25 protein-coding genes are annotated in these 26,674 nt (G+C 72.7%); 12 read left to right on the top strand and 13 right to left on the bottom strand.

Going from position 1 to position 26,674, the window contains the following annotated elements; genetic code table 11:
- The first annotated feature begins 60 nt into the window (after positions 1-60).
- On the top strand, positions 61-381 hold the full coding sequence (locus tag ACFW3D_RS21290; protein ID WP_500505826.1) for a nuclear transport factor 2 family protein: 321 nt from the start codon (positions 61-63) through the stop codon (positions 379-381).
- Between the two features lie 45 nt (positions 382-426).
- Here ACFW3D_RS21290 and ACFW3D_RS21295 read toward each other — a convergent pair whose 3' ends face one another.
- The 4 genes from ACFW3D_RS21295 to ACFW3D_RS21310 form a co-directional block, all read right to left on the bottom strand.
- A complete protein-coding gene (locus tag ACFW3D_RS21295) occupies positions 427-1,032 on the bottom strand; it encodes a class I SAM-dependent methyltransferase (protein WP_500505827.1) in 606 nt (201 codons plus the stop codon).
- Complete coding sequence (locus ACFW3D_RS21300; RefSeq protein ID WP_500505828.1) at positions 1,022-1,633, bottom strand: 3'-5' exonuclease; 612 nt, start codon at positions 1,631-1,633, stop codon at positions 1,022-1,024. Before ACFW3D_RS21300 ends, ACFW3D_RS21295 begins: the two co-directional genes overlap by 11 nt.
- A gap of 108 nt (positions 1,634-1,741) precedes the next feature.
- Entirely contained in the window at positions 1,742-3,364 is a 1,623-nt protein-coding gene (gene aceB, locus ACFW3D_RS21305) for a malate synthase A (protein WP_500505829.1), read from the bottom strand.
- A gap of 172 nt (positions 3,365-3,536) precedes the next feature.
- On the bottom strand, positions 3,537-4,181 hold the full coding sequence (locus ACFW3D_RS21310) for a nucleotidyltransferase family protein (protein ID WP_500505830.1): 645 nt from the start codon (positions 4,179-4,181) through the stop codon (positions 3,537-3,539).
- 44 nt (positions 4,182-4,225) lie between these two features.
- Here ACFW3D_RS21310 and ACFW3D_RS21315 point away from each other — a divergent pair, with 44 nt between their 5' ends.
- Both ACFW3D_RS21315 and ACFW3D_RS21320 read left to right on the top strand, forming a co-directional pair.
- Positions 4,226-4,879 (top strand): histidine phosphatase family protein, encoded by a 654-nt coding sequence (locus ACFW3D_RS21315; protein WP_500505831.1) that lies wholly within the window; start codon positions 4,226-4,228, stop codon positions 4,877-4,879.
- A 164-nt stretch (positions 4,880-5,043) separates the two neighbouring features.
- The gene (locus ACFW3D_RS21320; RefSeq protein ID WP_500505832.1) at positions 5,044-5,361 is read left to right on the top strand and encodes a DUF5955 family protein; all 318 of its coding nucleotides are present in this window, start codon (positions 5,044-5,046) and stop codon (positions 5,359-5,361) included.
- A gap of 32 nt (positions 5,362-5,393) precedes the next feature.
- On the opposite strand, the gene ACFW3D_RS21325 is transcribed toward ACFW3D_RS21320, so the two are convergent.
- Positions 5,394-6,275, bottom strand: a complete 882-nt coding sequence (locus ACFW3D_RS21325) for an LLM class F420-dependent oxidoreductase (RefSeq protein ID WP_500505833.1) — start codon at positions 6,273-6,275, stop codon at positions 5,394-5,396.
- Positions 6,276-7,241: 966 nt separating this feature from the next.
- Entirely contained in the window at positions 7,242-8,006 is a 765-nt protein-coding gene (locus ACFW3D_RS21330; RefSeq protein WP_500505834.1) for an IclR family transcriptional regulator, read from the bottom strand.
- A 259-nt stretch (positions 8,007-8,265) separates the two neighbouring features.
- On the opposite strand from ACFW3D_RS21330, the gene allB reads away from it, so the two are divergent.
- Positions 8,266-9,627, top strand: a complete 1,362-nt coding sequence (gene allB, locus ACFW3D_RS21335; RefSeq protein WP_500505835.1) for an allantoinase AllB — start codon at positions 8,266-8,268, stop codon at positions 9,625-9,627.
- On the top strand, positions 9,624-10,733 hold the full coding sequence (alc, locus tag ACFW3D_RS21340) for an allantoicase (protein ID WP_500505836.1): 1,110 nt from the start codon (positions 9,624-9,626) through the stop codon (positions 10,731-10,733). The genes allB and alc overlap by 4 nt, the downstream gene beginning before the upstream one ends.
- Before the next feature lie 279 nt (positions 10,734-11,012).
- Here the strand turns inward: alc and ACFW3D_RS21345 are convergent, their stop codons facing one another.
- Genes ACFW3D_RS21345 through ACFW3D_RS21365 form a run of 5 tightly spaced genes read right to left on the bottom strand, consistent with a single transcriptional unit; the run spans position 11,013 to position 17,608 of the window.
- Positions 11,013-12,968: an RICIN domain-containing protein gene (locus tag ACFW3D_RS21345; RefSeq protein WP_500505837.1), complete on the bottom strand. Its 1,956-nt coding sequence runs from the start codon at positions 12,966-12,968 to the stop codon at positions 11,013-11,015.
- A gap of 45 nt (positions 12,969-13,013) precedes the next feature.
- Positions 13,014-14,372 (bottom strand): GH1 family beta-glucosidase, encoded by a 1,359-nt coding sequence (locus ACFW3D_RS21350; protein ID WP_500505838.1) that lies wholly within the window; start codon positions 14,370-14,372, stop codon positions 13,014-13,016.
- 41 nt (positions 14,373-14,413) lie between these two features.
- The gene (locus tag ACFW3D_RS21355) at positions 14,414-15,274 is read right to left on the bottom strand and encodes a carbohydrate ABC transporter permease (RefSeq protein ID WP_499514741.1); all 861 of its coding nucleotides are present in this window, start codon (positions 15,272-15,274) and stop codon (positions 14,414-14,416) included.
- Positions 15,267-16,277 (bottom strand): carbohydrate ABC transporter permease, encoded by a 1,011-nt coding sequence (locus tag ACFW3D_RS21360; protein WP_500505839.1) that lies wholly within the window; start codon positions 16,275-16,277, stop codon positions 15,267-15,269. Before ACFW3D_RS21360 ends, ACFW3D_RS21355 begins: the two co-directional genes overlap by 8 nt.
- A gap of 14 nt (positions 16,278-16,291) precedes the next feature.
- Complete coding sequence (locus ACFW3D_RS21365; protein ID WP_500505840.1) at positions 16,292-17,608, bottom strand: ABC transporter substrate-binding protein; 1,317 nt, start codon at positions 17,606-17,608, stop codon at positions 16,292-16,294.
- Positions 17,609-17,747: 139 nt separating this feature from the next.
- On the opposite strand from ACFW3D_RS21365, the gene ACFW3D_RS21370 reads away from it, so the two are divergent.
- Both ACFW3D_RS21370 and ACFW3D_RS21375 read left to right on the top strand, forming a co-directional pair.
- Positions 17,748-19,019, top strand: coding sequence for an ROK family transcriptional regulator (locus tag ACFW3D_RS21370; protein WP_500505841.1), 1,272 nt, complete (start codon positions 17,748-17,750; stop codon positions 19,017-19,019).
- Between the two features lie 34 nt (positions 19,020-19,053).
- Positions 19,054-19,869 carry an AIM24 family protein gene (locus ACFW3D_RS21375; protein WP_089222846.1) on the top strand — a complete coding sequence of 272 codons (816 nt, stop codon included), beginning with the start codon at positions 19,054-19,056 and terminating at the stop codon, positions 19,867-19,869.
- A gap of 195 nt (positions 19,870-20,064) precedes the next feature.
- Here the strand turns inward: ACFW3D_RS21375 and ACFW3D_RS21380 are convergent, their stop codons facing one another.
- Positions 20,065-20,667, bottom strand: coding sequence for a TetR/AcrR family transcriptional regulator (locus ACFW3D_RS21380; RefSeq protein WP_500505842.1), 603 nt, complete (start codon positions 20,665-20,667; stop codon positions 20,065-20,067).
- Positions 20,668-20,791: 124 nt separating this feature from the next.
- Between ACFW3D_RS21380 and ACFW3D_RS21385 the strand changes: the two genes are divergently transcribed.
- The 5 genes from ACFW3D_RS21385 to ACFW3D_RS21405 all read left to right on the top strand — a co-directional run bounded on the left by ACFW3D_RS21385 (position 20,792) and on the right by ACFW3D_RS21405 (position 25,705).
- Positions 20,792-21,277 carry a peroxiredoxin gene (locus ACFW3D_RS21385; protein WP_500505843.1) on the top strand — a complete coding sequence of 162 codons (486 nt, stop codon included), beginning with the start codon at positions 20,792-20,794 and terminating at the stop codon, positions 21,275-21,277.
- Between the two features lie 222 nt (positions 21,278-21,499).
- Positions 21,500-22,528, top strand: a complete 1,029-nt coding sequence (tdh, locus tag ACFW3D_RS21390) for an L-threonine 3-dehydrogenase (protein WP_500505844.1) — start codon at positions 21,500-21,502, stop codon at positions 22,526-22,528.
- A gap of 61 nt (positions 22,529-22,589) precedes the next feature.
- Positions 22,590-23,783 (top strand): glycine C-acetyltransferase, encoded by a 1,194-nt coding sequence (locus ACFW3D_RS21395; RefSeq protein ID WP_500505845.1) that lies wholly within the window; start codon positions 22,590-22,592, stop codon positions 23,781-23,783.
- A 4-nt stretch (positions 23,784-23,787) separates the two neighbouring features.
- Positions 23,788-24,726: a LysR family transcriptional regulator gene (locus ACFW3D_RS21400; RefSeq protein WP_500505847.1), complete on the top strand. Its 939-nt coding sequence runs from the start codon at positions 23,788-23,790 to the stop codon at positions 24,724-24,726.
- 544 nt (positions 24,727-25,270) lie between these two features.
- Positions 25,271-25,705: a guanyl-specific ribonuclease gene (locus tag ACFW3D_RS21405; protein ID WP_500505848.1), complete on the top strand. Its 435-nt coding sequence runs from the start codon at positions 25,271-25,273 to the stop codon at positions 25,703-25,705.
- Positions 25,706-25,772: 67 nt separating this feature from the next.
- On the opposite strand, the gene ACFW3D_RS21410 is transcribed toward ACFW3D_RS21405, so the two are convergent.
- A complete protein-coding gene (locus tag ACFW3D_RS21410) occupies positions 25,773-26,600 on the bottom strand; it encodes an HAD family hydrolase (RefSeq protein WP_500505850.1) in 828 nt (275 codons plus the stop codon).
- Positions 26,601-26,674: the final 74 nt, after the last annotated feature.

Here is a 26,674-nt window from a genome sequence, read left to right on the forward strand (position 1 = left end):
GCGCCGGGGCCGCTCGGGTGAGGCTGGTGGCACGATCCGTGAGCACAGGGAGCAGCAGCGATGATCCGCACCGACGCCCTCAACGAGCCGGCCGTCCGCGCTTTCGTCTCGGCGGTGAACGCCGGGGACCGGCAGGCCTTCGAGGCAGCGCTCACCGAGAACGCGACGATGTCCGACGACGGTTCCGACCGCAACCTGAAGGAGTGGGCGGATCGGGAGATCTTCGAGTCCCACGGCCACATGGACGTGCAGTCCCAGGACTCGGCGGGGCTGACCCTCATCGCGGACTACCGCAACGACGCGTGGGGCGAGATGCGTACGAAGTGGCGTTTCACCGTGGACGACGGAAAGATCAGCCGTTTCGACACCGGGCAGGCCTGAGCGCGGCCGGCCGGTCCGGCTGCCCCGACGGGCAGGTCCGCGCGGTCAGCCGGCCCTGTCGTCGCGGTACACCAGCAGGTAGCGCCAGAACAGCAGGCGTGTGACGCGGCTGCCCGGCAGCAGGTGCGCCGCTTCGGCGCGGATCCGTGGCAGGGGTGTGCCCGGTGGGCGTACGGGGGCCCGGACGGTTTCCGGGTCGCGGCCGCGGATCCGGTCGGTGGCGGCGACGACCAGCCGGGCGGCGGCGTTGACGGGGACCGCGGCCAGGCTGACCGCCCAGTCGGCGGGGGTGCGTTCGGGGTAGCAGCCCAGGACGACGATGACGCCGCCGGGTGCGAGGGCGGCGCGCAGCACGGTGAGCGTGTCGAACGGCACGTGGTGCAGGCTGGCCAGGCAGGTGATGAGGTCGTAGTGGCCCTTGGGGAGGTCCACGGCGGTGACGTCGGCGACGCGGAAGGTGACCCCGGGGGCGGGTCCGGCCGCCGCCAGGGCTTCGGGGGAGGCGTCGATCGCGTCGACCCGCAGTCCGCGGGCGGCCAGGCGCCGGGCGAACCGTCCGGTGCCGCACCCGACGTCCAGGGCGGTGAGCGCGCCGGGCGGGACCTTGCGCAGGAGCAGCCGGTGGTAGTGGTCGTTGTGGTCAAAGGGCATGCGTGGTGCCCTTCCAGGCCATGAGGTTGGCGAAGAGTTCGGCCTGTTCGACGGCGTCGTCGAGGGCGTGGTGGGTGTGCCGGCGGCCGGGGAGCAGTCCGCGGGGCATCGTGCCCTTGGCGACGGCGCGCAGCGGTACGCCGGCCTTGGCCGCGTACAGCGTTTTCATGTCGAGGCAGCCGGAGTGTCCGAAGGGGCTGGAGCCGGTGAAGCGGATGAGGTACCAGTACAGGAACATCCAGTCGTATGCGGCGGGGTAGCCGGTCATGACGGGCTGGGCGCCTTCGGCGACGGTGGCCACCCATGCGGTGAACTCGGTCATCGCGGCCGCCGGTTCACTGCCCTCGGCGGCCAGGCGTGCCCGGTCCAGGCCGCTGACGGCGAGTGCCTGCGGGTCGACCTCGGTCCCGGCCGGGCGCAGTTCGCGGTAGAAGGTGTCCCGCTCGGGGTCGGCGGCGGTGAATCCGTCGGCGTCCTGCCGGCCGGCGACGGCGGCCCCGAGGCTGAGCATCGAGTACGGGCCGGGGATGGGCCCGTCGGCCTCGATGTCGACCGAGATGTACAGGCTGGGCCTTACGGCGCGCGGTCGTGCTGCTGGCATGCCGACGATCATGCCAGCGCCCGTACGTCCGCTGCCCGTCTTTTCCGGGGGGTTGCGGGAAGTCGTTCCTCCCCCGGGCGCCCGGGCCGGGGGAGGAAACGACGGGTCTCAGTCCAGCAGTTCGTACGCCGGAAGCGTCAGGAAGTCGACGTAGGTCTCGTCGAGTGCCGTCTTCAGCAGCAGGTCGTGGGCCTGCTGCCAGCGGCCGGCGGCGAAGGCCTGCTCGCCGGCCTCCTCGCGGATGGCGGCGAGTTCGCGGTCGGCCACCGAGCGGACGAGGTCGGCGGTGGCCTTCTCCCCGTTGTCGGCGAAGACGACGCCGGCATTGACCCACTGCCAGATCTGGGAACGGGAGATCTCGGCGGTGGCGGCGTCCTCCATGAGGTTGAAGATGGCGACGGCGCCCATGCCCCGCAGCCATGCCTCGATGTAGCGGGTGCCGACCTGGACGGCGTTGCGCAGGCCCTCGTAGGTGGGCTTCGCGTCGAGGGAGTCGACGGCCAGCAGGTCGGCGGCGCTGACGTGGACGTCCTCGCGGAGGCGGTCCTTCTGGTTCGGGCGGTCGCCGAGGACGGCGTCGAAGGAGGCGCGGGCGATGGGGACGAGGTCGGGGTGGGCGACCCAGGAGCCGTCGAAGCCGTCGTGGGCCTCGCGGTCCTTGTCGGCCTTGACCTTCTCGAAGGCGACCGCGTTGACCTCGGCGTCGCGCCGGGAGGGGATGAAGGCGGCCATGCCGCCGATGGCGTGGGCGCCGCGCCTGTGGCAGGTGCGGACGAGCAGTTCGGTGTAGGCGCGCATGAAGGGCGCGGTCATCGTGACGGCGTTGCGGTCGGGCAGGACGAAGCGTTCGCCGGCGTCGCGGAAGTTCTTGACGATGGAGAACAGGTAGTCCCAGCGGCCGGCGTTGAGGCCGGAGGCGTGGTCGCGCAGTTCGTGGAGGATCTCGTCCATCTCGAAGGCGGCGGTGATCGTCTCGATGAGGACGGTGGCGCGGATGGTGCCCTGTGCCACTCCCACGTGGTCCTGGGCGAGGACGAACACGTCGTTCCACAGGCGGGCTTCGAGGTGGGACTCGGTCTTGGGGAGGTAGAAGTAGGGGCCCTTGCCCTTGGCGAGCAGGCGGTGCGCGTTGTGGAAGAAGTAGAGGCCGAAGTCGACGAGGGCGCCGGGGACGGGTTCGCCGTCGACGGTCAGGTGGCGCTCGTCGAGGTGCCATCCGCGGGGGCGCATGACGACGGTGGCGAGTTCCGTCTCGTCCTTGAGCGCGTAGGACTTGCCCTCGGGGGAGGTGAAGTCGATGCGGCGCTCGTAGGCGTCGATCAGGTTGACCTGGCCGCCGATGACGTTCTCCCAGGTGGGGGCGGAGGCGTCCTCGAAGTCGGCGAGCCAGATCCGGGCGCCGGAGTTGAGGGCGTTGATGGTCATCTTGCGGTCGGTGGGGCCGGTGATCTCCACCCGGCGGTCGTCCAGCGCGGCGGGGGCGTCGGCGACGCGCCAGTCGCCCTCGCGGATGTGGGCGGTCTCCGGGAGGAAGTCCAGGGTGCCGGTGCGGGCGATCTCGGCGCGGCGTTCCCTGCGCCTGGCGAGGAGTTCGGCGCGGCGGGGCGCGAACCGGCGGTGCAGCTCGCCGAGGAAGGCGAGCGCCTCGTCGGTCAGCACCTCCTCCGCGCGCTCGACGGGGGGTGCGGTGTCGGCGACGACGGCGTGCGGTGCGGGCCCTGATGCGGACATGAACCTGACTCTCCTCTTGCCGATGAGGGGTGCCGTGCGGCCGGAGGAGCCGGGCGGCCACCGCGCCCCGGTCCTGGCACGGGGTGCCGGACCGGGCGGGTTACGGCTGCGAGGCGCGCCGACCGTACGGGCGCTTCTGCTGGGTGGAGCATAGTTTTTGCATGGTGGAAGTTCAACGTTTTGTGGCACCGGGTGCAGGGGGCTCCGGCGGGTCCGCCAGCAGCCGCAGGTCGTCCGGGCTGTCGATGTCGGAGGGGACCGCGACGTCCCCGCACTCGACGCGTGCGATCGCCTCCTCGTGCCGCCTCAGGTAGGAGCGTGCCCCCTGGTCCCCCACCGCACTCTCGGCGATCGCCGCCCAGTGGGCGGCGCCCAGCAGGATCGGGTGGCCCCGCCGGCCTCCGTAGGTCGCGGAGGCGAGGGTGCGCGGCGAGGCGTAGGCGGCCAGTACCCGGGCCACCGCCGTGGCCCCGATCCCGGGCTGGTCCACCAGTGCCACGACCACGGCGGCGGCGCCAGTGCCGGCCAGCGCCTCCAGGCCGGCGCGCAGCGAGGAGCCCATGCCCTGCTCCCAGTGCGGGTTCACGGTGACGGCGTAGTCCTCCAGCGCGGCCTGTTCGCGCACCTGCGCGGCCGCCGCGCCCAGCACGATGTGGACGGGGCCGCAGCCGCCGGCGCGCAGCGCCTTCGCCGCGTGCTCGACCAGCGGGTGGCCGTGGTACTCCAGCAGCGCTTTCGGACGGCCGCCCAGCCGTCTGCCCCCGCCGGCCGCCAGCAGCAGTCCGGCGACGGCGCCCGTGCTCGCGTCGCGTTCCATGCCCCCTGGATACCGTGGACGGGGGGCCGGGGAAAGGACCGGCCATGACGAGCTGGATCATCGCCGTGCGCCACGGCGAGAGCGAGGCGAACGCGGCGTTCGCCCGCGGCAGGTCCCTGGAAGGGGTCCGGGACGCCGGTGTGGCGCTGACCTCGCTCGGCCGGGAGCAGTCGGCGCTGCTCGGCCGTGACCTGCTCGCCCTGCCCGCTGCCGAGGCGCCCGGCCGGGTCGGCTGTTCGCCCTTCGAGCGGGCCCGGCAGACCCTGCGCGCCGTCGAGGAGGTGCGTACGGCCGCGGGCCGTGAACCGCTGCCCGTCACCTACGACGAACGCCTCCGGGACCGCGGCATGGGCGTGCTGGAGCTCATCACCCCGGAGGGGGTCCGTGAGCGCTTCCCCGAGGAGGCGCGGCGGCGCGAGCGCGAGGGCGAAACCGCCTACCGCCCGCCGGGCGGGGAGTCGGCGGGGGACGTGGAGGCCCGTGTCCGGGACTACCTGGAGGACGTTGTCGGCCGCCCGGGTCCGCCCCTGCTGCTGGTCACGCACGACGCGGTGGTGCTGGCGCTGCGCCGCCTGCTCGGCACGCCGCCGCCCGGCGACGCCCGCGTGGTCAACGCCTCGATGGCCCGCTGGTCGCGCGACGGCGCGGGGGGCTGGCGGCTCGCGGACTGGAACCGGATCGCGGGTCCCGGACGTTGATGTCGGCAAGTCGTCACGCGAGGAAGGAAGTTACGGCGGATTTCGCTCTCCGTATAGCGGGGGAAGCGCTCCGTCGCGTTTACTGTCCTCCCCGATACGGCGGACCGGATGGGGCCGGCCGGCCATGGGGAATCACCGGGGGCCTACCTGTGGGGGACGTATCAGTGGTGAAGGACGTGGCCGCCCGTGCGGCGGTGGACGACGACGGCACCCTCGACCCGAGGGTGACCGCCCTGCGGGCCGCGGTCGCCCGTTGTCGTCGTGAACTCGCCGGGTACCGCAGCAACTTACCGGACCGGCACATCGCCGAGGACGAATTGTCCGCGCTGGCCGCCGCCGCGGCCGCCGGCGTCCCGGACGTCCCGCGGCTGCGCCGCGGCCTGCTCGTGATCGCCGGGGCGCTCGGCTCCGTCAGCGCCCTGGCCGGTGCCCTCACCGAGGTGCGACGGGCGATCGAGCTGTTCGGCACCCCGCGTCCGTAGTGACGCGGGGTGCCCGCGGGGCGCGAGGCCGGTCAGCCGAGCTCGGCCAGCAGGGGGACGGCCGGCGCGCAGTGCCGGTCGATCCAGCCGGCCGGTTCGGCGTCCGGCGGCACCACGATGACCGTGTCGATGCCGAGCTTGGCGTAACCGGCCATGTCGGCGACGAACGCGTCGGTGTCGCCGGAGCGGATGGAGTCGCCGACGAAGAGCATGGTCTTGCGGATCCGCTCGTAGTCGCGTCCGGCCTCGTCGCAGTGCGCGCGCAGCACGTCCAGCTTGTGCGCGACCTCGGCGGCCGAGGAGGCGAAGAGGTTGCAGGCGTCCGCGTACCGGGCGACCAGACGGAGCGTCTTCCGTTCGCCGCCGCCCCCGATCATGATCTCCGGGCGCGGCGTGCTCACCGGGGCCGGGATGCCGAGGGTCTCCGCCAGGGAGTAGTGCGTGCCCTCGAAGGGGCCGTCGTCGTCCCGGTCCCACATCTGCAGGCAGATCCGCAGCGTCTCCTCCAGCCGTTCGAAGCGTTCCGCGAGCGGCGGGAAGGCCACGCCCAGGCCCAGGTGCTCACGCTCGTACCAGGCCGCGCCGAGACCCAGGGTCGCCCGGCCGCCGGACAGGACGTCGAGCGTGGTCGCGATCTTCGCCAGCAGGCCGGGGTGGCGGTAGGTGACCCCGGTGACGAGGACGCCGAGCCGCACGGAGGAGGTGCGGGCGGCGAGGAACCCCAGCGTCGTGTAGGCCTCCAGCATCGCGGCTTCGGCGCCGCCGTTGTTCTCCATCTGGAAGTAGTGGTCCATCACCGACAGCCAGCCGGCGCCGGCCGATTCGGCGGCCTCGCCGGCCGCCGCCAGCGCGGGCGCCAGCCCGGCCGGTCCCGCGGGGTGGTCGAACTTCGTGAGGTGCAGGCCGAGTTGCATGGTTCCCCCATCCGGGGTCGTGGTCGCTACGGTGACGACCGTAGGCCTTGGAGTGCGCTCGAGGTCAAGCCGCCGCGGCGGCACGACGACGTGCCTGTGCGGTGACCGCTGCCCACGCTGCCGACGCGTCCCCGACCGTGCGGGTCCGCCCTCGCCCCGATGCGGGCCCCGGCTTTCGCGGCGTCCGCGGCCTCCGCGGCTTCCCGGTGCGGCGGGTCCCCCCCGGCCGGCACTCCAGCGCGGTGCGGAGCGTGGCGGGCGTCGCTGAGCGGCTTTCCCGCCGTCTCGCGCCCTTTGGGCGCAATACGGCGGGCTGCGGACGGGAGGGTGAGGGCGGGCCTTTTCGGCTGTGAGCGGGCCGGTGGTCGGCGGGAGTTCGGGCTCCGGAGCGGGTCCGGTTGTTCGTGGGGCGCCGGTCTCGTGGCCGTCCGCGGGTAGAGATGGCCGGTTGCGACGCCCACCGTTCGTGGGTGGCGCGCCTGCCGTGACCGGCGTCTGCGGGTGCTTCCCCGACAGGCACAGGGCTCGGTGGACGGATCTACGAGATCGGGCTCTGTTCCGCCGACATGTTCGGCGTAAGCGAGCCCGATCTTCCCCGTCCCAAAGATCGGGCTCCGTTCCGCCGACTATCTCGGCGAAAGCGGGCCCGATCTTCCGCCCGCCCCTCGACAGCACCTCGAATCAGCCGCAGTCGCCGGTCACGGCGGGCGCGCCCACCACCCGGCGAAGGCGTGGCAGCGGCCATCTGCACTCGCGGACGGCAACGAGACCCCCGCCACCCGAAAGGCGCCCCGTTCCGGAGCCCGAACCCCCGCCACGAACCCACCCGCACACCGCCGAGGAGGGCCGCCCCACCCACCCCTCCGCAGTCCGCCGCTTTGCGCCCGAAGGGCGCGAGACGAACCCGAACCCTCCCACCGCCGCACCCTCACCCACCGGCGCGGCCGCCGTGCCGACCGGGTGCGCTCAGGTCGTCCCGTTGCTGGCCAGCGCGGACGACAGCTGGCGCGCCACGCCCTGCAGCACGGGCACGATCTTCTCCGTGGCCGCCTCGGTCACCCGTCCGGCGGGACCGGAGATGGAGATGGCGGCGGCCGTCGGGGAGTCGGGGACGGTGACCGCCAGGCAGCGGACCCCGACCTCCTGCTCGTTGTCGTCCACGGCGTAGCCCTGGGCGCGGATGTGCTCCAGTTCCGCGAGGAAGGCGTCCGGGTCGACGATGGTCCGCTCGGTGGCCGCGGGCATCCCGGTGCGGGCCAGCAGGGCCCGCACCTCCTCGGGCGGGACATGCGCCAGCAGGGCCTTGCCGACGCCCGTGGAGTGCGGCAGGACACGCCGCCCGACCTCGGTGAACATCCGCATCGAGTGCCGTGAGGGGACCTGGGCGACGTAGACGACCTCGTCGCCGTCGAGGAGCGCCATGTTGGCGGTCTCGCCGGTCGCCTCGACCAGTTCCGCCAGGTAGGGGCGGGCCCAGGTGCCCAGCAGGCGGGCGGAGCTCTCGCCGAGGCGGATCAGCCGGGGCCCCAGCGCGTACCGGCGGTTGGGCTGCTGGCGTACGTAGCCGCAGTCGACCAGGGTGCGCATCAGCCGGTGGATCGTGGGCAGCGGCAGCCCGCTGCTCGCGGACAGTTCGCTGAGGCCCACCTCGCCGCCCGCGTCGGCCATCCGCTCCAGCAGGTCGAAGGCGCGTTCCAGGGACTGCACGCCCCCGGCGCGGTCTGACGCCACGTTTCCTCCCCAGGCGGACGGTGGTGATGGTGCAGCCTACCGGCCCTGACCAGGCAGATGATCGCCGTTCTGGGCGGTCGTGGGCGCAGCGGTGGCCGGCAGGCGCGGAAAACACATTCCATTGCGTGGAATCCCTCAACTGTACTGCCGGGGCCTCGCGTGGCGCCCGGGCAGGGGTTGACGGCGGCTCGGGCGCGAGCGGAGGATGCTTTTCAACAGAACGTTGAATTTCTGTGCGACGCCGGTGGAAGGGGAACCCGTGTCCGAGGCCGCTGACGGGATCGAGCTCGTGCTGCGTTCACCACGGGTCGTCACACCGCAGGGCGAGCGCCCCGCCGACGTGGCCGTCGCCGGCGGCCGGATCGCCGCCGTCCTGCCGTACGGGAGCGAACCCCCGCCCGGCGCCCGCCTGGTCGACCTCGGCACGGACGCCCTGCTCCCCGGCCTCGTCGACACCCACGTCCACGTCAACGACCCCGGGCGCAGCGAATGGGAGGGCTTCGAGACCGCCACCCGGGCGGCCGCGGCCGGCGGCGTCACGACGCTGATCGACATGCCGCTCAACAGCATCCCGCCGACCACGACCACCGCCCACCTGGAGGTCAAGCGTGCCGCCGCCCGCGGCCGGATCCACACCGACGTCGGCTTCTGGGGCGGCGCCGTCCCCGGCAACGCCAAGGACCTGCGCCCCCTGCACGAGGCCGGGGTCTTCGGCTTCAAGTGCTTCCTGCTGCCCTCGGGCGTCGAGGAGTTCCCGCAGCTCGCCCCGGCCGAACTGGAGGAGGTGATGCGCGAGATCGCCCGCTTCGACGGGCTGCTGATCGTCCACGCCGAGGACCCCCGGCTCATCGAGGGCGCCCCGCAGCCCGCCGGGCCCGGGTACGCCGGCTTCCTCGCCTCCCGCCCCCGCGCCGCCGAGAACGCCGCCGTCGAGGCGCTGATCGCCTTCGCCCGCCGCCTGGACTGCCGGGTGCACGTCCTGCACCTGTCCTCCGCCGAGGCCCTGCCGCTGATCGCCGCCGCCCGCCGCGACGGCGTACGCCTGACGGCCGAGACCTGCCCGCACTACCTGACGCTCACCGCCGAGGAGGTCCCCGACGGCGCGACGCAGTTCAAGTGCTGCCCGCCGATCCGCGAGGCGGGCAACCGGGAGGCCCTGTGGCAGGGCCTGTTCGACGGCACCCTCGACTGCGTCGTCTCCGACCACTCGCCCTCCACCGCCGACCTCAAGCACCTCGACACCGGTGACTTCGGCGCCGCCTGGGGCGGTATCTCCTCCCTCCAGCTCGGCCTGCCCGCGATCTGGACCGAGGCCCGCCGACGTGGCGCCACGCTCGCCGACGTGGTCCGCTGGATGGCGCGGGGCCCGGCGCGCCTCGCCGGACTCACCACCAAGGGCGCCGTCGCGCCCGGCCACGACGCCGACTTCGCCGTCCTGGCACCCGACGAGACCTTCACCGTGGACCCGGCGGCGCTCCACCACCGCAACCAGGTCACCGCCTACGCGGGCCGCACCCTCCAGGGCGTCGTACGGAGCACCTGGCTGCGCGGCGAGCGGATCGCCGACCACGGCACCCCGGCCGACCCCTCCGGCCGCCTCATCGAAAGGGAGAACGCGTGACTGCCGTACCCCGGTACACCGGCGCCGCCCAGCCGTACTCCGGAGGGGACCCCTACGCCGACTACCGCGGCGCCGACCTGCCCTTCACGGGTCTCGTCGACCTCGCCGACCGCCGCCTGGGCGCCGGTGTGACCGCCGCCAACGACGAGTTCTTCGCCGAACGGGAGAACCTGCTCGTCCCCGAGCGGCCCGAGTTCCGCGCCGAGCACTTCGGCCACAAGGGCCAGGTCATGGACGGCTGGGAGACCCGCCGCCGCCGCGGCACCGACGCCGGCAGCCCGCACCCCGCCGACACCGACCACGACTGGGCGCTGATCCGCCTCGCCGCCCCCGGCGTCGTGCGCGGCGTGGTCGTGGACACCGCCCACTTCCGCGGCAACCACCCCCGGCAGATCGCCGTCGAGGCCACCAGCGCGGCCCTGTCCGCCGCGCCCGCGGACCTGCTCGCCGACGGCGTGCGGTGGACGGAACTCGTGCCGCGCACGGCCGTCGGTGGCCACGCCGCCAACGGCTTCGAGGTGGCCGTCGAACGCCGCTTCACCCACCTGCGGCTCAAGCAGTTCCCCGACGGCGGCATCGCCAGGCTGCGTGTCCACGGCGAGGTCGTCCCCGACCCGGTGTGGCTCACCGCGCTCGGCACCTTCGACCTGGTCGCGCTGGAGAACGGCGGCGCCCCGGAGGACGTCTCCGACCGCTTCTACTCCTCCCCGGTCAACCCCATCCTGCCGGGCAGGTCCCGCCGCATGGGCGACGGCTGGGAGACCCGCAGGCGCCGCGACAAGGGCAACGACTGGGCGCGCTACCGCCTGGCCGCCCAGGGCACCGTCCGCGCCGTCGAGATCGACACCGGCTACTACAAGGGCAACGCCGCCGGCTGGGCCGCCCTCCTCGGCCGCGACGGCGAGGACGGCGACTGGTTCGGGATCCTGCCCCGCACCCCCCTGCAGCCCGACACCGTCCACCGCTTCGTCGTCGACGTCCCGCCCGCCACCCACGTACGCCTGGAGACCTACCCCGACGGCGGCATCGCCCGCCTGCGCCTGTGGGGCTCCCTGACCGACGCGGGCGCCGACCGCCTGGCCCGGCGGTGGGACGCCCTGGCCTGACGGCCCTCAGGGGGCGGCCGGCACGAGCCGCACCGGGCCGTGCGAGGTGCGCCCCCACCGCCCGCGAGGCAGCGCGAAGGGGAGCCCGTTCGGGCACGGCGCCGGGGTGCTCGACGCCCGGCCGGCCGCCGGGCACGTCACGCGTGAAGGCATCCATGGCGGCGGTCTCGCGCCCGCCGCCGGCAGTGCGCCCCCTCCGGGGCCCCGGTGCCCCGGAGGGGGTGCTGGTGCCGCGCGGCGCCGGCGGCTCCCTCGTACGCCGGCGCCGCGCGGGGTCGGTCAGCCCGCCGGCGTCAGCCGGAAGGACTGGGCGGCGGTGCCGTTGCAGGTGTACTGCTGCAGCAGGGCGCCGTCGGCCGCCGATGCCGACGCGACGTCCAGGCACTTGCCGCTGTGCCGGGCCGTGAGGACGTACGACCCGTCCGCCTGGAGCACCGGCTTCCACTGCTGGTTGGCGCCCGAGGACCACTGCCAGGTCTGCACCGGCACGGAGTCGCCCGCCGCCGACGTACCGCCGGTGACGTCCCAGACCTGCTCGGTGGCCGTCGCGTTGCGGTTCGCGACCCGGTAGTAACCGCCGTCGGTCGGGCGGAACTGCCACTGCTGATTGGCCTGCCCGGTGACACAGCTCCACTGCTGCACCGCCGTGCCGTTGGCGGTGCCCCGGTCCTTGGCGTCCACGCACTTGCCGGAACCGGCACCGGTCACCTGGTACCAGGCGGAGGTGCTGATGCCGTCCCCGTTCCCGTCGCCGCCCCCGGCCGGCGCGCCGGACCAGGTGAAGGTGGTCGTGGCGCGCGCGGGCAGGCTGTACGAGAAGTGCTGCCCGGCCTCACGGACCGTGACCTGCTGGGTGGACGAGGAGGAGTTGTGGGTGACCAGCACCCGCTGCCCGTCGCTGTTGACGAAGGCCGTGTTCCACACGGGGTCGGTGGCGTTGCTGCCGATCCGCACCGCGCCCGCTCGGACGAACTTCGTCAGCTGCCCCATCGTGTAGTACTCGACGGTGTAGTCGACCTGGCCGCTGCGCGCGTCCCCGTTGTGGACCGTGACCAGTCCGCTGCAGCTGTCGCAGCCGCCCGCGTGGGGACCTCTGGCCTGGTCCAGCGCCAGCGACCACTTCACGTACGAACGGGCCCAGTTGCGGGTGAAGCCGATGATGTCCCGCAGGTCCTCCAGCTGCTGGTCTCCCACCCAGGTGCCGCCGGAGTGCTCGGTCTCGTACTGCGCCACGCCCGGGTACTGGCTCTGGACCGTGCTGCCCAGCGCGTAGTTGGGCGGGGTCGGGGTGTAGCCGTGCCAGGCGACGCCGCCGAAGAGCGGGTCGCCGCGCAGGGCGGCGTCGGCGAGCTGGCCGGCGCCGGTGGTGTTCCAGTCGCCGTGGTTCCAGTCGTGGATCAGCGCCTTGGTGGTGATCCCGGCCGCGCGGAACGCCGGGAAGAGGTGGTTCTTGGTGAAGTCCAGCAGCGTGGCCGCCGTCCACTCCATCGTGGGGTAGTTGCTGTTCGCGCCGCAGCACTGCGGTTCGTTCTGCACCGAGACGTAGTCGACGTGGACGCCGCGCTGCTCGTACGCCTGCAGGTACTTCACGAAGTACTGCGCGTACATGCCGTAGAACTCCGGCTTGAGCTTGCCCATCTGGGTCAGCCTGCCGTTGTCCTTCATCCAGGCCGGCGCCGACCACGGCACCGCCATGACCTTCAGGTCCGGGTTGAGCTGCCGCGCCCGCTGGGTCATCGGCAGGACGTCGGCCAGGTCCCGGGCGATGGAGAAGTCCGCCAGGTCGCAGCAGGTGTCGTCGTACGTGTAGTGGCTGCGGGCGATGTCCGAGGCGCCCATCGGATTGCGCAGGAAGCCCAGGCCTATGCCCTCCGTGGGGGAGAACAGCTTGCGCATAGTGGCGTCACGGGTGGCCGCCGACAGCGCGCCGGAGGAGTTCATCAGCCAGGCGGCGCTGTCGGTGAAGGACGCCCCGCCGCCCTCGAAGGGCTGGTAGCGGGCGGCGGGGTCCACCGTGATGACCGTGCCGCCGCTGCCGTTGCCCGCCTCGAAGGCGGCCGGGGTCTGCGCCTGCAGGCCCTGGACGACGGTCCTGCCGTCGGAGGTGGTGGTCATGGTGACCTGGACGGCCGTGGCGGCGGCCGCCCCAGGTCCGGCGAGCACCAATCCGGCTAACGCCGCGGCGACCGCCGCGAGCACGGCGACCAGGCGTCTGACGTGGGGGGAGTGTGGCATCGCGGATCTCCTGTGTGGGGGGTGGAGACGGGATGGCGAGGGAGGTCAGGCCGCGCTGCGGGCGCGGCTCCGGTGGGCGGTGATGATGTCGGCGTAGCGGCGGCCGCTGCCCTTCACGGTCCGGCGCTGGGTCTCGTAGTCGACGTGGACGAGGCCGAAGCGCTTGTCGTAGCCGTACGCCCACTCGAAGTTGTCCAGCAGCGACCAGGCGAAGTAGCCGGCGAGCGGGGCGCCCCCGCGCACGGCGCGGGCGCAGGCCGCCAGGTGCTCCTCCAGGTAGGCGGTGCGCTCGGGGTCGTGGACCTGCCCGTCGGGGCCGACGTGGTCCTCGTACGCCGAACCGTTCTCGGTGACGTAGATCTTGCGGGCGCCGTACTCCTCGGTCAGCCGGAGCAGCAGCCGCTCCAGGCCGTCGGCGTGCACCTCCCAGTCCATCGCGGTGCGGCGGACGTCCGGGACGCGTACGGCGCGGGTGTGGGGGACCGGCCCCGACGGGTCGTCGGCAACGATGTCACGGAAGTAGTAGTTGAGGCCCAGCCAGTCCAGCGGCGCGGCGATGGTCTCCATGTCGCCCGCCTGGACGGGCAGTTCGACCCCGTACAGCTCCAGCATGTCCTCGGGGTAACCGCGGCCGTGGATCGGGTCCAGCCACCAGCGGTTGGTGTGGCCGTCGGAGCGCAGCGCCGCGGCGACGTCCTCGGGCCGGTCGGAGGCCGGCTCGCAGGGGCTGAGGTTGTTGACGATGCCCACCTGGGCGTGCGGGATCGCGGCGCGCAGCGCCTGCACCGCGAGTCCGTGGCCCAGGTGCAGGTGGTACGAGGCGCGGACGGCGGCCGTCAGGTCGGTGAGGCCGGGGGCCATCACGCCCTGCAGATGGCCGATCCAGGCCGAGCACAGCGGCTCGTTGAGCGTCGCCCAGTGCGTGACCCGGTCCCCGAGCCGCTCGGCCACCACGGCCGCGTAGTCGGCGAAGCGCAGCGCGGTCTCCCGCTCCGGCCAGCCGCCGCGGTCCTGCTGCGCCTGCGGCAGGTCCCAGTGGTACAGGGTGGGGAAGGGCGTGATGCCCGCCTCCAGCAGGCCGTCGACCAGGCGGTCGTAGAAGGCCAGGCCCGCCGGGTTGACCGGCCCGCCGCCCTGCGGCATCACGCGCGGCCAGGCGAGGGAGAAGCGGTACGCGTCCAGGCCGAGCCGGCCCATCAGGCCGATGTCCTCCGGGACGCGGTGGTAGTGGTCGCAGGCGACGTCACCGGTGTCGCCGTTCGCGACCTTCCCCGGCGTGCGGGAGAAGGTGTCCCAGATGGAGGGCGCACGGCCGTCCTCGGCCACGGCTCCTTCGATCTGGTACGCGGCCGTCGCGGCGCCCCACACGAATCCGTCGGGGAGGGCGCTGAGGTCGAGGGTCACGGACTGCCTTTCGTTCGGGTGACGCTGAGGGGCGGTGGGGCTCACTTGACGGCGCCGGCGGTCAGCCCGGCGACGAGGTAGCGCTGCAGGAGCAGGAACCCGGCGACGACAGGCACGCTGACCACGAGCGAGGCGGCCATGACCTGGTTCCAGTACACGTCGGTCTGGGTGGCGTAGCCCTGCAGTCCGACGGCGAGCGTGCGGGTGGTGTCGTTGGTCATGACGGAGGCGAACAGCACCTCGCCCCAGGCCGTCATGAAGGCGTACACGCAGACCGCGACGATGCCGGGCACGGCGGCCGGGACGACCACCCGGAACAGCGCGCCCAGCGGCCCGCAGCCGTCGACCATGGCGGCCTCGTCCAGGTCCCGGGGGATCGAGTCGAAGTAGCCCGCCAGCATCCAGATGGAGAAGGGGAGCGAGAAGGTGAGGTAGGTCAGGATCAGACCACCGCGGCTGCCGTACAGGGCGATGCCCGTCGCGTTCCCGAGGTTGACGAAGATCAGGAAGAGCGGCAGCAGGAAGAGGATGCCGGGGAACATCTGGGTGGACAGGATCGTCACCGAGAAGAAGCGGCGCCCCTTGAAGTCGTAGCGGCTGACCGCGTACGCCGCGAAGATCGCCACCGCGACCGAGCAGAGCGTCGCCCCGCCCGCCACGAGCAGCGAGTTCACGAAGTACCGGGCGAGCGGCACGGTGTGCCAGATGTCCGCATACGGGCGCAAGGTGAAGCCGCTGGGGAACCAGCGGAACGGGCCCTGCACGTCCTGCAGCGGCTTCAGCGACGAGACGACCATGACGAAGACCGGCGCCAGCGCGAAGGCCGTCAGCACGGTCAGCACGATCCGCCGGGTCCACACGAAGGAGCGCGGCGCGGCCATGGGGCTGCGGACGTCAGGCATCCTTCCTCCTCAGCGAGGTGGCGAGCAGGTAGAGCACCGTCACGACGAGCAGGAACAGCAGCAGGAGCACGGACATCGCCGAGCCGGAGCCGAAGTTCCAGGTCACGAAGGACGACTGGTAGATGTGGATCGAGATCAGGTCCGCGGCGTCCGGCGCCGCCCGCCCGAACAGCACGTAGGGCGTGTTGAAGTCGTTGAACGTCCACAGGAACAGCACCAGCACCAGCACCTGGTTGACCGGGCGCAGCGACGGCAGGGTGATCCTGCGGATCTGCTGCCAGATCCCGGCGCCGTCCATCGACGCCGCCTCGTACAGCTCGCGCGGGATGTTCTGCAGACCGGCCATCAGGCACAGGAACGCGAACGGCCACTGCCGCCACACCGACACCGTCACGAGCGCGAAGAAGCTGTTGTCGCCGATCAGCCAGAAGGGCCGGCCGTCGGTGAGGTGCAGCTGGTCGTGGATGACGTGGTTGATCATGCCGGTGTCCCGCTGGAACATGAACGACCAGGTGATCACCGCCGCGTACACCGGCAGCGCGTACGGCACAAGGAACACCGCGCGCAGCAGCCCGCGGCCGCGGAAGGCGTCCTGCATCAGGATCGCGGCGGCGGTGCCGAACAGCCAGGACAGCCCGACCGCCAGCACCGTGAACTCGCAGGTGACGAGGAAGGACTTGAGCAGGTCCTCACCGACCGGGGCGTTGAAGTCCACCGCCACGCGGTAGTTGTCCAGGCCCTTCCAGGGGGCGGCCGACCAGTCGCTGATGAAGAACTGGGTGAGCTCCTTGAAGCTCATCACCACGCCGACGACCATCGGCACCAGGTGGATGAGCAGTTCCAGCGCGAGGGCCGGGAGCAGCAGGACGTACGGGAGCGACGCGCGCCGCAGCCGCGCCGGCAGGCGCAGCCGCGACAGCGGGGCCCTCCCCCCGGCGGCCCGCCGGCCGCCGGGGGAAGGCGTCTTGGAGCTGTGCCGGACGGGCGGCACGGTGGCGGTCATCGGTTCCTTCACGCTCACGACGCCGGCATCTGCTGCTGGGCCTTTTCGAGGGCGGCCTTGACGCTCTCGGTGGTGACCGGCTTCCCGGCGGCGGCGTCGGCGAACAGGTCCTTCATCGCGGTGCCGACGGCGGTCTCGAACTGGCTCTCGTTGGCGACCTGCGGCAGCGGCGACGCGCTGTTGGCGAGCGCGTCCGCGAGGACCTTCAGGTCCGGGGTGGCGAAGGCCGGGTCGGACTGGGCGGCCTTGACCGGCGGGAGCGAGCCGTAGGTGCCGTTGAGGATCTTCTGCTCGTCGTCGCTGGTCATGAACTTCACGAACTTCAGCGCGCCGTCGACGTTGTCGGTCTTCTTGAAGACCGCCAGGTTGATGCCCGCGACCATGGAGTTCACGGCGGTGTCGCCGGAGGCGCCCGCGGCCTGGAACGGCACCTGGGCGACGCCGTAGTCCTCGGGCTTCATGCCGTGGGACTTCAGCGAGGAGCCGGCGGCCTGCCACAGCAGCATGGCGGCCTTGCCGGTGGCGAAGTCGGCGACGGACTGGTTGGCGGCGTACTCGGCGTTGCCCGGAGCCGCGATCTTGTCCTTGGCGATGAAGTCGATGTACTGCTTGACCGCCGCCACCGCCTCGGGGGTGGTGAAGGTCGGCTTGCCGGAGGCGTCGAAGAAGTCGGCGCCGTGCTGCTTGCCGAAGACGAAGGCGTGGTGGACGTTCTCGGAGAGGTTGCCGCCCTCGACGGCGAGGCCGTACTTCCCGCCCTTGGTGAGCTTCTTGCCGTCGGCGACGAGCTCGTCCCAGGTGGCGGGCGGGTTGGCTATGCCCGCGTCGGCGAACATCTTCTTGTTGTAGTACAGGCCGTAGGCCAGCGAGTAGAGCGGGACGGCGGCCGGGTCCTTGCCCTCGGCGCCCGTCGCGCCCAGGGCGGAGGACACGAAGCGGTCCTTGCCGCCGATGGCCTCGAACGCCTTGGCGTCGAAGGGGCGCAGCGCGCCGGTGGCCTGCAGCGAGGCCGACCAGGTGTTGCCGATGTTGAGGACGTCGGGGCCCTGGCCGGAGGTGGCCGCGGCGAGGATCCGGTTCAGCAGGTCGGACCACGGGATGACCTCGAGCTTGACCTTGATCCCGGTCTGCTTCTCGAACTTCTTGAGCTCGGGCGTCAGGGTCGCCTTGTCCGCCTCGAGGCTGGCGCCCTGGTTGCTGGCCCAGTAGGTGAGCTCCTTGGGGCTGCCGTTGCCGCTGCCGTCGGTCGAGGAGCCGCCGCCGCACGCGGTGGCGGAGGCGATGAGCGCGGCCGCGAGCGTCACGGCGGCCGTGGTACGGGTGATGTGCATGACCGGGGATCCCTCTCCAGGGTGGGTGCCTTCGGGAAGTGAAGAACGTCACGCCTTAATTCAAGGCGTGATTTAACGTCTGAGAAAACCTGGCGTCAAGACTTGGCGCAGCGATAGATTCAGCCGGGGAGGGAGCACCATGGCAGACCGAGGCAAGCGGACCGTACGCGACCTGCGGCGGGGCAACCGTTCGGCGCTCTTGCGTCACCTGTACTTCGAAGGACCCCTCAGTCGTCAGGAGTTGGCCAGGGACACCGGACTGAGCACAGGTTCCATCAGCAACGTGGTGGCCGAGCTCATCGCCGACGGCGTCGTCGAGGAGGCCGGCTCCGTCGAGTCCGACGGCGGCCGCCCCCGCGTCATGCTCAAGGTCGCCCCCCGCCACGGCTTCCTCATCGGCGTCGACGTCGGCGAGACCCGCGTCCGCGTCACCCTCTTCGACCTCGCCCTCGCCGAACTCTCCTCCACCGACCGCCCGCTGGCCGACAGCGGCCACGACGTCGCCCTCGTCGTCCAGCTCATCCTCGACGGCCTCTCCGTCGTCCTGGAGGACACCCGCGTCGACCCCGCCCTTGTGCTCGGCGTGGGCATCGGTGTCCCCGGCATCGTCGAGCAGGGCACCGGCGGCGCCGGCGCCGTCGTCCACGGCCAGACCATCGGCTGGGACGCCGTCCCCCTCGGCGCGCTGCTCGCCGAGGGCACCGCCCTGCCGCTCCACATCGACAACGGCGCCAAGACCCTCGGCCAGGCCGAGATGTGGTTCGGCGCCGGGCGCGGCGCCCGCAACGCCGTGATCGCCCTCCTCGGCTCCGGCGTGGGCGCGTGCGTGGTCGCCGACGGCAAGCCGTACCGCGGCGCCAGCAGCAGCGCGGGGGAGTGGGGCCACACCACCCTCCAGGTCGGCGGACGGCGCTGCCGCTGCGGCGCCCGCGGCTGCCTGGAGGCCTACGTGGGCGCCGAGGCGCTCATCGAGCGCTGGGGCGCGCCGACCGGAGTGAGCGAGGAGTCCGCGATCGCCGCCCTCCTCGACGCCGCCGAGGCCGGTGACGCCGCCGCCGTCGCGCTGCTCGACGAGACCGCCGAGTACCTCGGCGCCGGCATCGCCGACCTCGTCAACCTCTTCAACCCCGAGCGCATCGTGCTGTCCGGCTGGACCGGCCTGATGATCGGCCCCCGGCTGCTCGACGCCGTCCGCGAGGCCACCGCCGCGTACGCGCTGCACCACCCCTGCGCCCAGACCTCCATCGAGCTCGGCCGGCTCGGGACGGACGCCGTCACGGTCGGCGCCGCCACCCTGCCGCTCGCCCGCTTCCTCGACGCCGGAGGCCGGCCGCCCGCCCCGGCCGCGCGGCCGGAGGAGCAAGCGGAACCGAATCGTCCGGGTCGTTCGTTGTCGGGTACATCCGTCTGAACGAGAGCACCCCGAGACCACCCGGAGCACCGCAGTGACCCTCAAGCAGCAGATCGTCGGCAACGCCATGCAGATGGCCGTGTGCACCCTCCAGCCCGGCCAGACCGTCTACTGCGAGGCGGGGAAGTTCCTGTTCAAGACCGCGAACGTGAGCATGGACACCCGGCTGGCCGGTCCCGGTGCCCAGCGCCAGGACCAGGGCGGTGCCGCGGGCGGCGGCATGGGTGGCATGCTGCGCCAGGCGATGGGCACGGCCATGCAGGTCGGCCAGCGGATGCTGGCGGGCGAGAGCATCGCCTTCCAGTACTTCAGCGCGAGCGGCGGCGAGGGCACCGTCGGCTTCGCGGGCGTCCTGCCCGGCGAGATGCGTGCCCTGGAACTGGACGGGTCGCGCGCCTGGTACGCGGAGAAGGACGCTTTCGTGGCCGCCGAGTCGACCGTCGACTTCGGCATCGCCTTCCAGGGTGGCCGCACCGGCACCAGCGGCGGCGAGGGCTTCATCCTGGAGAAGTTCACCGGCCGCGGAACGGTGATCATCGCGGGCGCGGGCAACTTCATCGACCTCAACCCCGCCGACTTCGGCGGCCGCATCGAGGTCGACACCGGCTGCATCGTCGCCTTCGAGGACGGAGTCCGCTACGGCGTGCAGCGCATCGGCGGACTCAACCGGCAGGGCATCATGAACGCCGTCTTCGGCGGCGAGGGGCTGTCGCTGGCGACCCTGGAGGGCGACGGCCGCGTCATCCTGCAGTCCATGACCATCGAGGGCCTGGCCAACGCCCTCAAGAAGGCCCAGGGCGGCGACAAGCAGGGCCCCACCGGCGGCCTGTTCTCCACCCACGCCGGCTGAGCCCGCTGGTGCCGTCGGGGCACTGCCCCGCGCCCGGAGCGGGGCCCGCGCAGCCGTGGACGCCGAGCGGGCGATCCGAGGCCGATGCGGGGCCGATACGGGGCCGCCACGGGCCCGCAGGTGCGGACCTCGCCGGGCCGCGATCGCAGCGGAAGGCCGTCGGCCGTACGGGCCGACGCTGCGTGCCGGGAGGGCTCACCCCACCCCGGCCGAGCTCAGGACACGCCGGACCGCGCGGTCCAGGGAGACGCGCACCGCGTCCGCGTCGCCGAGGGCGGCGGTCATCATCGCGCCGTCGCGCAGCATCATCAGCGTCGCCGCGTCCTCGGCGGCCTCGGGGGCGCCCGCCTCCGCGAGCAGCCGGGCGACCAGCCCCCGCAGCCAGTCCCGGTGGGCCACGATCGCGCGCGAGACGGGGTCGGCCGGGTCCGGGTACTCCGCGGCCGCGTTGAGGAACGGGCAGCCGCGGAAGCCCGGCGAGCACAGCTGGTCGCCGAGCGCGCCGGCCACCCCCATCAGCGCCTCCCGGGCGCCCAGGCCCTGCAGCGCGGCCCCGGTGAAGGCGCGGATCTGCTCGTCGGTGGCCTGGATGTAGCTCAGGACGAGCTGCTCCTTGCCCAGGAAGTGCCGGTAGAGCGTCGCCCTGGTGGTGGACGCCTCGGTGACGATCCGGTCCATGCCCACCGCGTGGATGCCCTCGGTGTAGAACAGCCGGGCCGCGGTGGCCAGGATGCGGTCACGCGGCGGCGCGTCCTCGGCGGCGTACGTGACGAGGGGAACGGCGGGAGGGGCACTCATGTCCTTGACGGTAGCGGACGGCACCGCGTAGCGTCCCGGAAAGAACGAACGTTCTGTATCGTCATTCCCGACACCGGGCACGGCGAGAGCCGCCGAGCCCGACCCCCCTAGGAGAGGACCCGCCATGCCCGTGCCCGAGATCGGCGCCCCCGCCCCCGACTTCGCGCTCCAGGGAGTCCTGCTCACCGACGGCGGCGCCGCCGAGCGCGGCGAGTACTCCCTGTCGGCGCAGCGCGGCGCCCCCGTCGTGCTCGCCTTCTACCCCGGCGACGACTCGGCGGTGTGCACCAAGCAGCTGTGCTCGTACACCTCGGACCTGGACCGCTTCCGCGACCTCGGGGCGGCGGTGTGGGGGATCAACTTCAGCGACCTCGACAGCCACGAGCACTTCGCGCGCAAGCGCGACCTGCGCTTCCCGCTGCTCGCCGACACCGACCGCTCGGTGGTGAAGGCTTACGGGATCCAGATGCCCGGTCTCGGCCTGAAGCGCTCGGTCTTCATCGTCGACGCCGACGGCATCGTGCGCTGGAGGCACGTCGCCCGCCTCGGCCTGACGTTCCAGGACACCGATGCGATCACCAGGGAACTGGCCGCGCTGACCCCGCGCTGAACCGCCCGCGCCACTCTTGCGGCCGAGCGTGAAGCTGCGCTGTTGCCGAGCTTAAGAAAAGATCGATGGACTGAACGCCTGAAGCCGGGCAGATTGCTGTCTGCCCGGCGCATCGTGCGAGCCGGCGCCGACGGGCGCCGCCGCTCCGCCCGGGCCCCCTTGCCCGGTCCGCGTCCCCCCGCGCGGGCCGGGCCACATCGTCTGCCGGCAGGAGTCGCAAGAGTGAAGGCACTGGTGAAGGAGAAGGCCGCGCCCGGCCTGTGGCTGCGGGACGTCCCGGAGCCGGAGATCGGTCCCGGTGACGTCCTCATCAAGGTGCTGCGGACCGGGATCTGCGGCACCGACCTGCACATCCGTGCCTGGGACGGCTGGGCCCAGCAGGCCGTGGCCACCCCGCTCGTGCTCGGCCACGAGTTCGTCGGCGAGGTCGCGGCCGTCGGCTCCGACGTCGCCGAGATCAAGACCGGCGACCTCGTCAGCGGCGAGGGCCACCTCGTCTGCGGCAAGTGCCGCAACTGCCTGGCCGGCCGCCGGCACCTGTGCCGCAACACGATCGGCCTCGGAGTCGGCCGCGACGGCGCCTTCGCCGAGTACGTCGCGCTGCCCGCGTCCAACGTGTGGGTGCACCGGGTCCCCGTCGACCTCGACATAGCGGCGATCTTCGACCCGTTCGGCAACGCCGTGCACACCGCCCTGTCCTTCCCCCTGGTCGGCGAGGACGTGCTGATCACCGGCGCCGGGCCGATCGGCATCATGGCCGCTGCCGTCGCCAAGCACGCCGGCGCGCGCAACGTCGTCATCACCGACGTCAGCGAGTACCGCCTGGAGCTCGCCCGCAAGGTCGGCGTCAGCCTCGCCCTCAACGTCGCCGAGACCACCATCGCGGACGGCCAGCGCGAGCTCGGCCTGCGCGAGGGCTTCGACATCGGCCTGGAGATGTCCGGCCGCCCCGAGGCCATGCGCGACATGATCGCCAACATGACGAACGGCGGCCGCATCGCGATGCTCGGCCTGCCCTCGGAGGACTTCTCCGTGGACTTCGCCAAGATCGTCACGTCGATGATCACCATCAAGGGCATCTACGGCCGCGAGATGTTCGAGACCTGGTACGCCATGTCCGTGCTGCTGGAGGGCGGCCTCGACATCGCCCCCGTGGTCACCGGCCGCTACTCCTACCGCGACTTCGACGCCGCCTTCGACGACGCGGCCGGCGGCCGCTGCGGCAAGGTCGTCCTCGACTGGACCTCCTGACCCTCCCGGCCCCCGAGGCACGGCCCACCGCACCACCCGCAGCTTCCCAGGGAGAACCCCGATGTTCGACTCCGTCCGCGACGACCTGCGCGGCACCCTCGACGAGATCCGCGAGGCCGGACTCTTCAAGCCCGAGCGCGTGATCGGCAGCCCGCAGAGCGCCTCCGTCTCGGTCACCGGCGGCGGCGTCCCCGGCGACGTCCTCAACTTCTGCGCCAACAACTACCTCGGCCTCGCCGACCACCCCGAGGTCACCGCCGCCGCCAAGGACGCCCTGGACCGCTGGGGCTACGGCATGGCGTCCGTCCGCTTCATCTGCGGCACCCAGGAGGTCCACAAGGAGCTCGAGGCCCGGCTGTCCGCCTTCCTCGGCACCGAGGACACCATCCTCTACAGCTCCTGCTTCGACGCCAACGGCGGTGTCTTCGAGACCCTCCTCGACGAGAACGACGCCGTCATCTCCGACGCGCTCAACCACGCCAGCATCATCGACGGCATCCGGCTGTCCAAGGCCCGCCGCCTGCGCTACGCCAACCGCGACATGGCCGAGCTGGAGGCGCGCCTGAAGGAGGCGTCCGACGCCCGCCGCCGCCTGATCGTCACCGACGGCGTCTTCTCGATGGACGGCTACATCGCCCCGCTGGACGAGATCTGCGACCTCGCCGACCGCTATGACGCCATGGTCATGGTCGACGACTCCCACGCCGTCGGCTTCACCGGCCCCGGCGGCCGCGGCACCCACGCCCTGCACGGCGTGATGGACCGGGTCGACATCATCACCGGCACCCTCGGCAAGGCCCTCGGCGGTGCCTCCGGCGGCTACGTCGCGGCCCGCGCGGAGATCGTCGCGCTGCTGCGCCAGCGCTCGCGCCCGTACCTGTTCTCCAACTCCCTCGCGCCGGTCATCGCCGCCGCCTCCCTCAAGGTCCTGGACCTGATCGAGGACTCCGAGGACCTGCGCACCCGCCTCGCGGAGAACACCGCCCTCTTCCGCTCCCGCATGACCGAGGCCGGCTTCGAGATCCTGCCCGGCGAGCACCCCATCGCCCCGGTCATGATCGGCGACGCGGCGGTGGCGGGCCGCATGGCGGAGCTGCTGCTGGAGCGCGGCGTCTACGTCATCGGCTTCTCGTACCCCGTCGTGCCGCACGGCAAGGCCCGCATCCGGGTCCAGCTGTCGGCCGCGCACTCCACCGCGGACGTCGAGAAGGCGGTGGACGCATTCATCGCCGCGCGCGATGCCCTGGCAGGATGAATGGGTGATTGACGCACGACGGCTGCGGACCCTGCGGGCCGTGGCGGACCACCGTACGGTGACCGCCGCGGCCGCCGCGCTGTACCTGACCCCTTCCGCGGTCTCCCAGCAGCTCGCGGCCCTGGAGAACGAGACCGGCCACCGGCTGCTGGAGCGCGGCGGCCGCGGAGTCCAGCTCACCCCCGTCGGCGAGATCCTGCTCGCCCACGCCAACACGGTGCTCGCCCAGCTCGAACGCGCCGAGGCCGAGCTCGCCGCCTACACCTCGGGCGCGGCCGGCGAGGTGACCGTGGCCTCCTTCGCCACCGGCATCGCGCTGGTGCTCGCCCCGGCCATCGCCGCGCTCGGCGGCAGCGCCCCGGGCATCCGGGTCCGGGTCCGCGACGCCGAGGGCGACGAGTCGCTGCCCATGGTGCTCGACGGCCGCGCCGAGATCGCCGTCGCCGTCGAGTACCGCGGCGCCCCCCGCGCCGACGACCAGCGGCTCGCCCGCGTCCCGCTGTACGCCGAGCCCTTCGACGCCGTCCTCCCGGCCGGCCACGGCCTGGCCGGCGACGGGACCGGCTCCGTGCGCGTCGCCGACCTCGCCGGCGAGACCTGGATCGGCCCCTACCCCGGCAACCCCTGCCACGACGTGGTCGTCCTCGCCTGCGAGTACGCGGGCTTCCAGCCCCGCCTGGAGCACTCCTCCGACGACTTCCGCGCGGTCGTCGCCCTCGCGGCGGCGGGCGCGGGCGTGGCCCTCGTCCCGCGCAGCGCGCTGCGCGACATGGACCTGTCCGGCGTCGCCGTCCGCCCCGTCGACGACGTCGTCGCCACCCGCCGCGTCTTCGCGGCCGTCCGCCGCGGCGCCGAGGAACACCCCCTGCTCCGCCCGGTCCTCGACGCCCTGCGCGAAGCGGCGGAGGGCGCCGGCGACGCCGACGGCACGGCGCGGTCCTGATGTCCCTCAGCGCCGGTCCGATTCTGCGTCCGCCGAGAGGAACCGCGCCCAGGAAAACCGCGAATTCAGCCTTCAGCACCGCTTTTTGACGAAATTCCGGAGAAGGTCCTCTGCCATCACGTGATTCGCCTTCTCCGTCATCTCCAGCGGCGTATATGCCCTTCCGGGGCGGCGAACGTGGAGTCGGTCCCCCAGGCCAGGAGAATGGCGGTCGCGACGCAGGTCAACGGTTCACCGGGCTGAATCGCGGAGTCGTCCTCGATGCCGATCGCGTGAGCCGCAGGGATTGGCCCGGGCACACCCCGTCGGGATCCGTGCTGTCGGCGGGCAGCCGCGACAACTCCCCGTGGTCCTGAGTTCGACGGCCAGGTGCGCCGGTGTCCATTCGTTCTCGGGCGGCCATTGAGGTTTTCTCAACGAAGGTGATTTCCGGATTCCGTTGAGGCCGGGCCGTGCGGCGGGGTGACCGCACGGTGTGAACTCCCGGGGAACATCCCGTGATTGTCGTTGACATGACAGGCTCTACGCGCGTCATCCTGGAGCCATGAGAATCCCCCCACGGATCCTTCGCATCGGCGCCCTGGGCGCCCTCGCCTCGGCCCTTCTCGTCGGCGGCCCGGCCGTCGCCACCGCCGCACCGGCGCCCGCCGGCAGCGTGGCCGCGGTCGTCGTCCGAGCCGCTTCGGTTGCTTCGGTCGGTGACGTCTGCCACTCAGACCTGCCGTCCCAGGCCTACACCACGCTCCGGCTGATCGACCAGGGCGGCCCGTTCCCGTACCCCCAGGACGGGACGGTCTTCCAGAACCGCGAGGGCGTGCTGCCCGCCCACGCGAACGGCTACTACCACGAGTACACGGTCAAGACGCCCGGCTCATCGACCCGCGGCGCCCGGCGGATCGTCACCGGCCAGGGCGTCGACGAGGACTACTACACCGGCGACCACTACGTGACGTTCGACCTGATCGACTACAGCTGCTGACGCGGCCTCCGTCCACCGCCGTGGGGCGGCGCCCGGTAGGTCCCACTGGGCGCCGCCCTGCGGTGTGTCAGAGCTTCCGTTGCCTCTCCGGCGTCCCGAAGAGCCGCTCCAGGGCGCGGGCCACGCCGTCGTCCTCGTTGGAGGCCGTGCGGTGGGGGACCGCCGCGAGGACGGCCGGGTGGGCGTTGGCGACGGCGCATGCCGTGCCCGCCCAGGTCAGGACGGGCAGGTCGTTGGGCATGTCGCCGAAGGCGACGACCTGCGAGGCGGGGATGCCGCGGGAGGCGCACAGGGCCGCGAGCGCGGCCGCCTTGGTGACGCCGAGGGAGCTGACCTCCAGCAGGCCGTGGCCGCCGGAGTGGGTGAACTGGGCCCGGCCGCCCGCGGCGTGCTCCGCGGTGGCGAGCAGCGCGTCCGCGTCGAGCACGGGTGACCAGGCGAGCAGCTTCACGGCCGGGCCCGGGGCCGTCCACAGCTCGGCGAGCGAGCGGACGGGGACCTCGGCGTCCGCGTCCTCGGGCAGACGGTGCCCGTACTCCGGGGCCCGGTACAGCCGGTGGCCCGTCTCCACGGCGAAGCCGACGCCGGGCGCCGCGTCCCGCAGGGCACCGGCCACCCTCCGTGCGACGGGGAGGGCGAGCGGGGTGGACCCGGTGACGGTGCGGCTGCCGATGTCGTACACGATCGCGCCGTTGGAGCAGACCGCGGTCCCGGTGAGGCCGGTGGCGGCGGCGAGTGCGTCGAGGTAGCGGGGCGGCCGGGCGGTCACGAGGACGACCTCCGCGCCCGCGCCGGCCGTGGTCCGCAGGGCGTCCAGCGTCCGGACGGAGAGTGTGCCGTCGTCGCGCAGGAGAGTGCCGTCGAGATCGGTGGCGACCAGGCGGGGGCGGGGCATCGGCACATCCTACGGAAGCCGGCAGAACCCTTGCGGGGTCCGGCCCCTCGCACCCTCCAGGTCACCAGAAGATC

The sequence above is a fragment of the Streptomyces sp. NPDC058864 genome, assembly GCF_042742985.1.
Classification (GTDB): domain Bacteria; phylum Actinomycetota; class Actinomycetes; order Streptomycetales; family Streptomycetaceae; genus Actinacidiphila.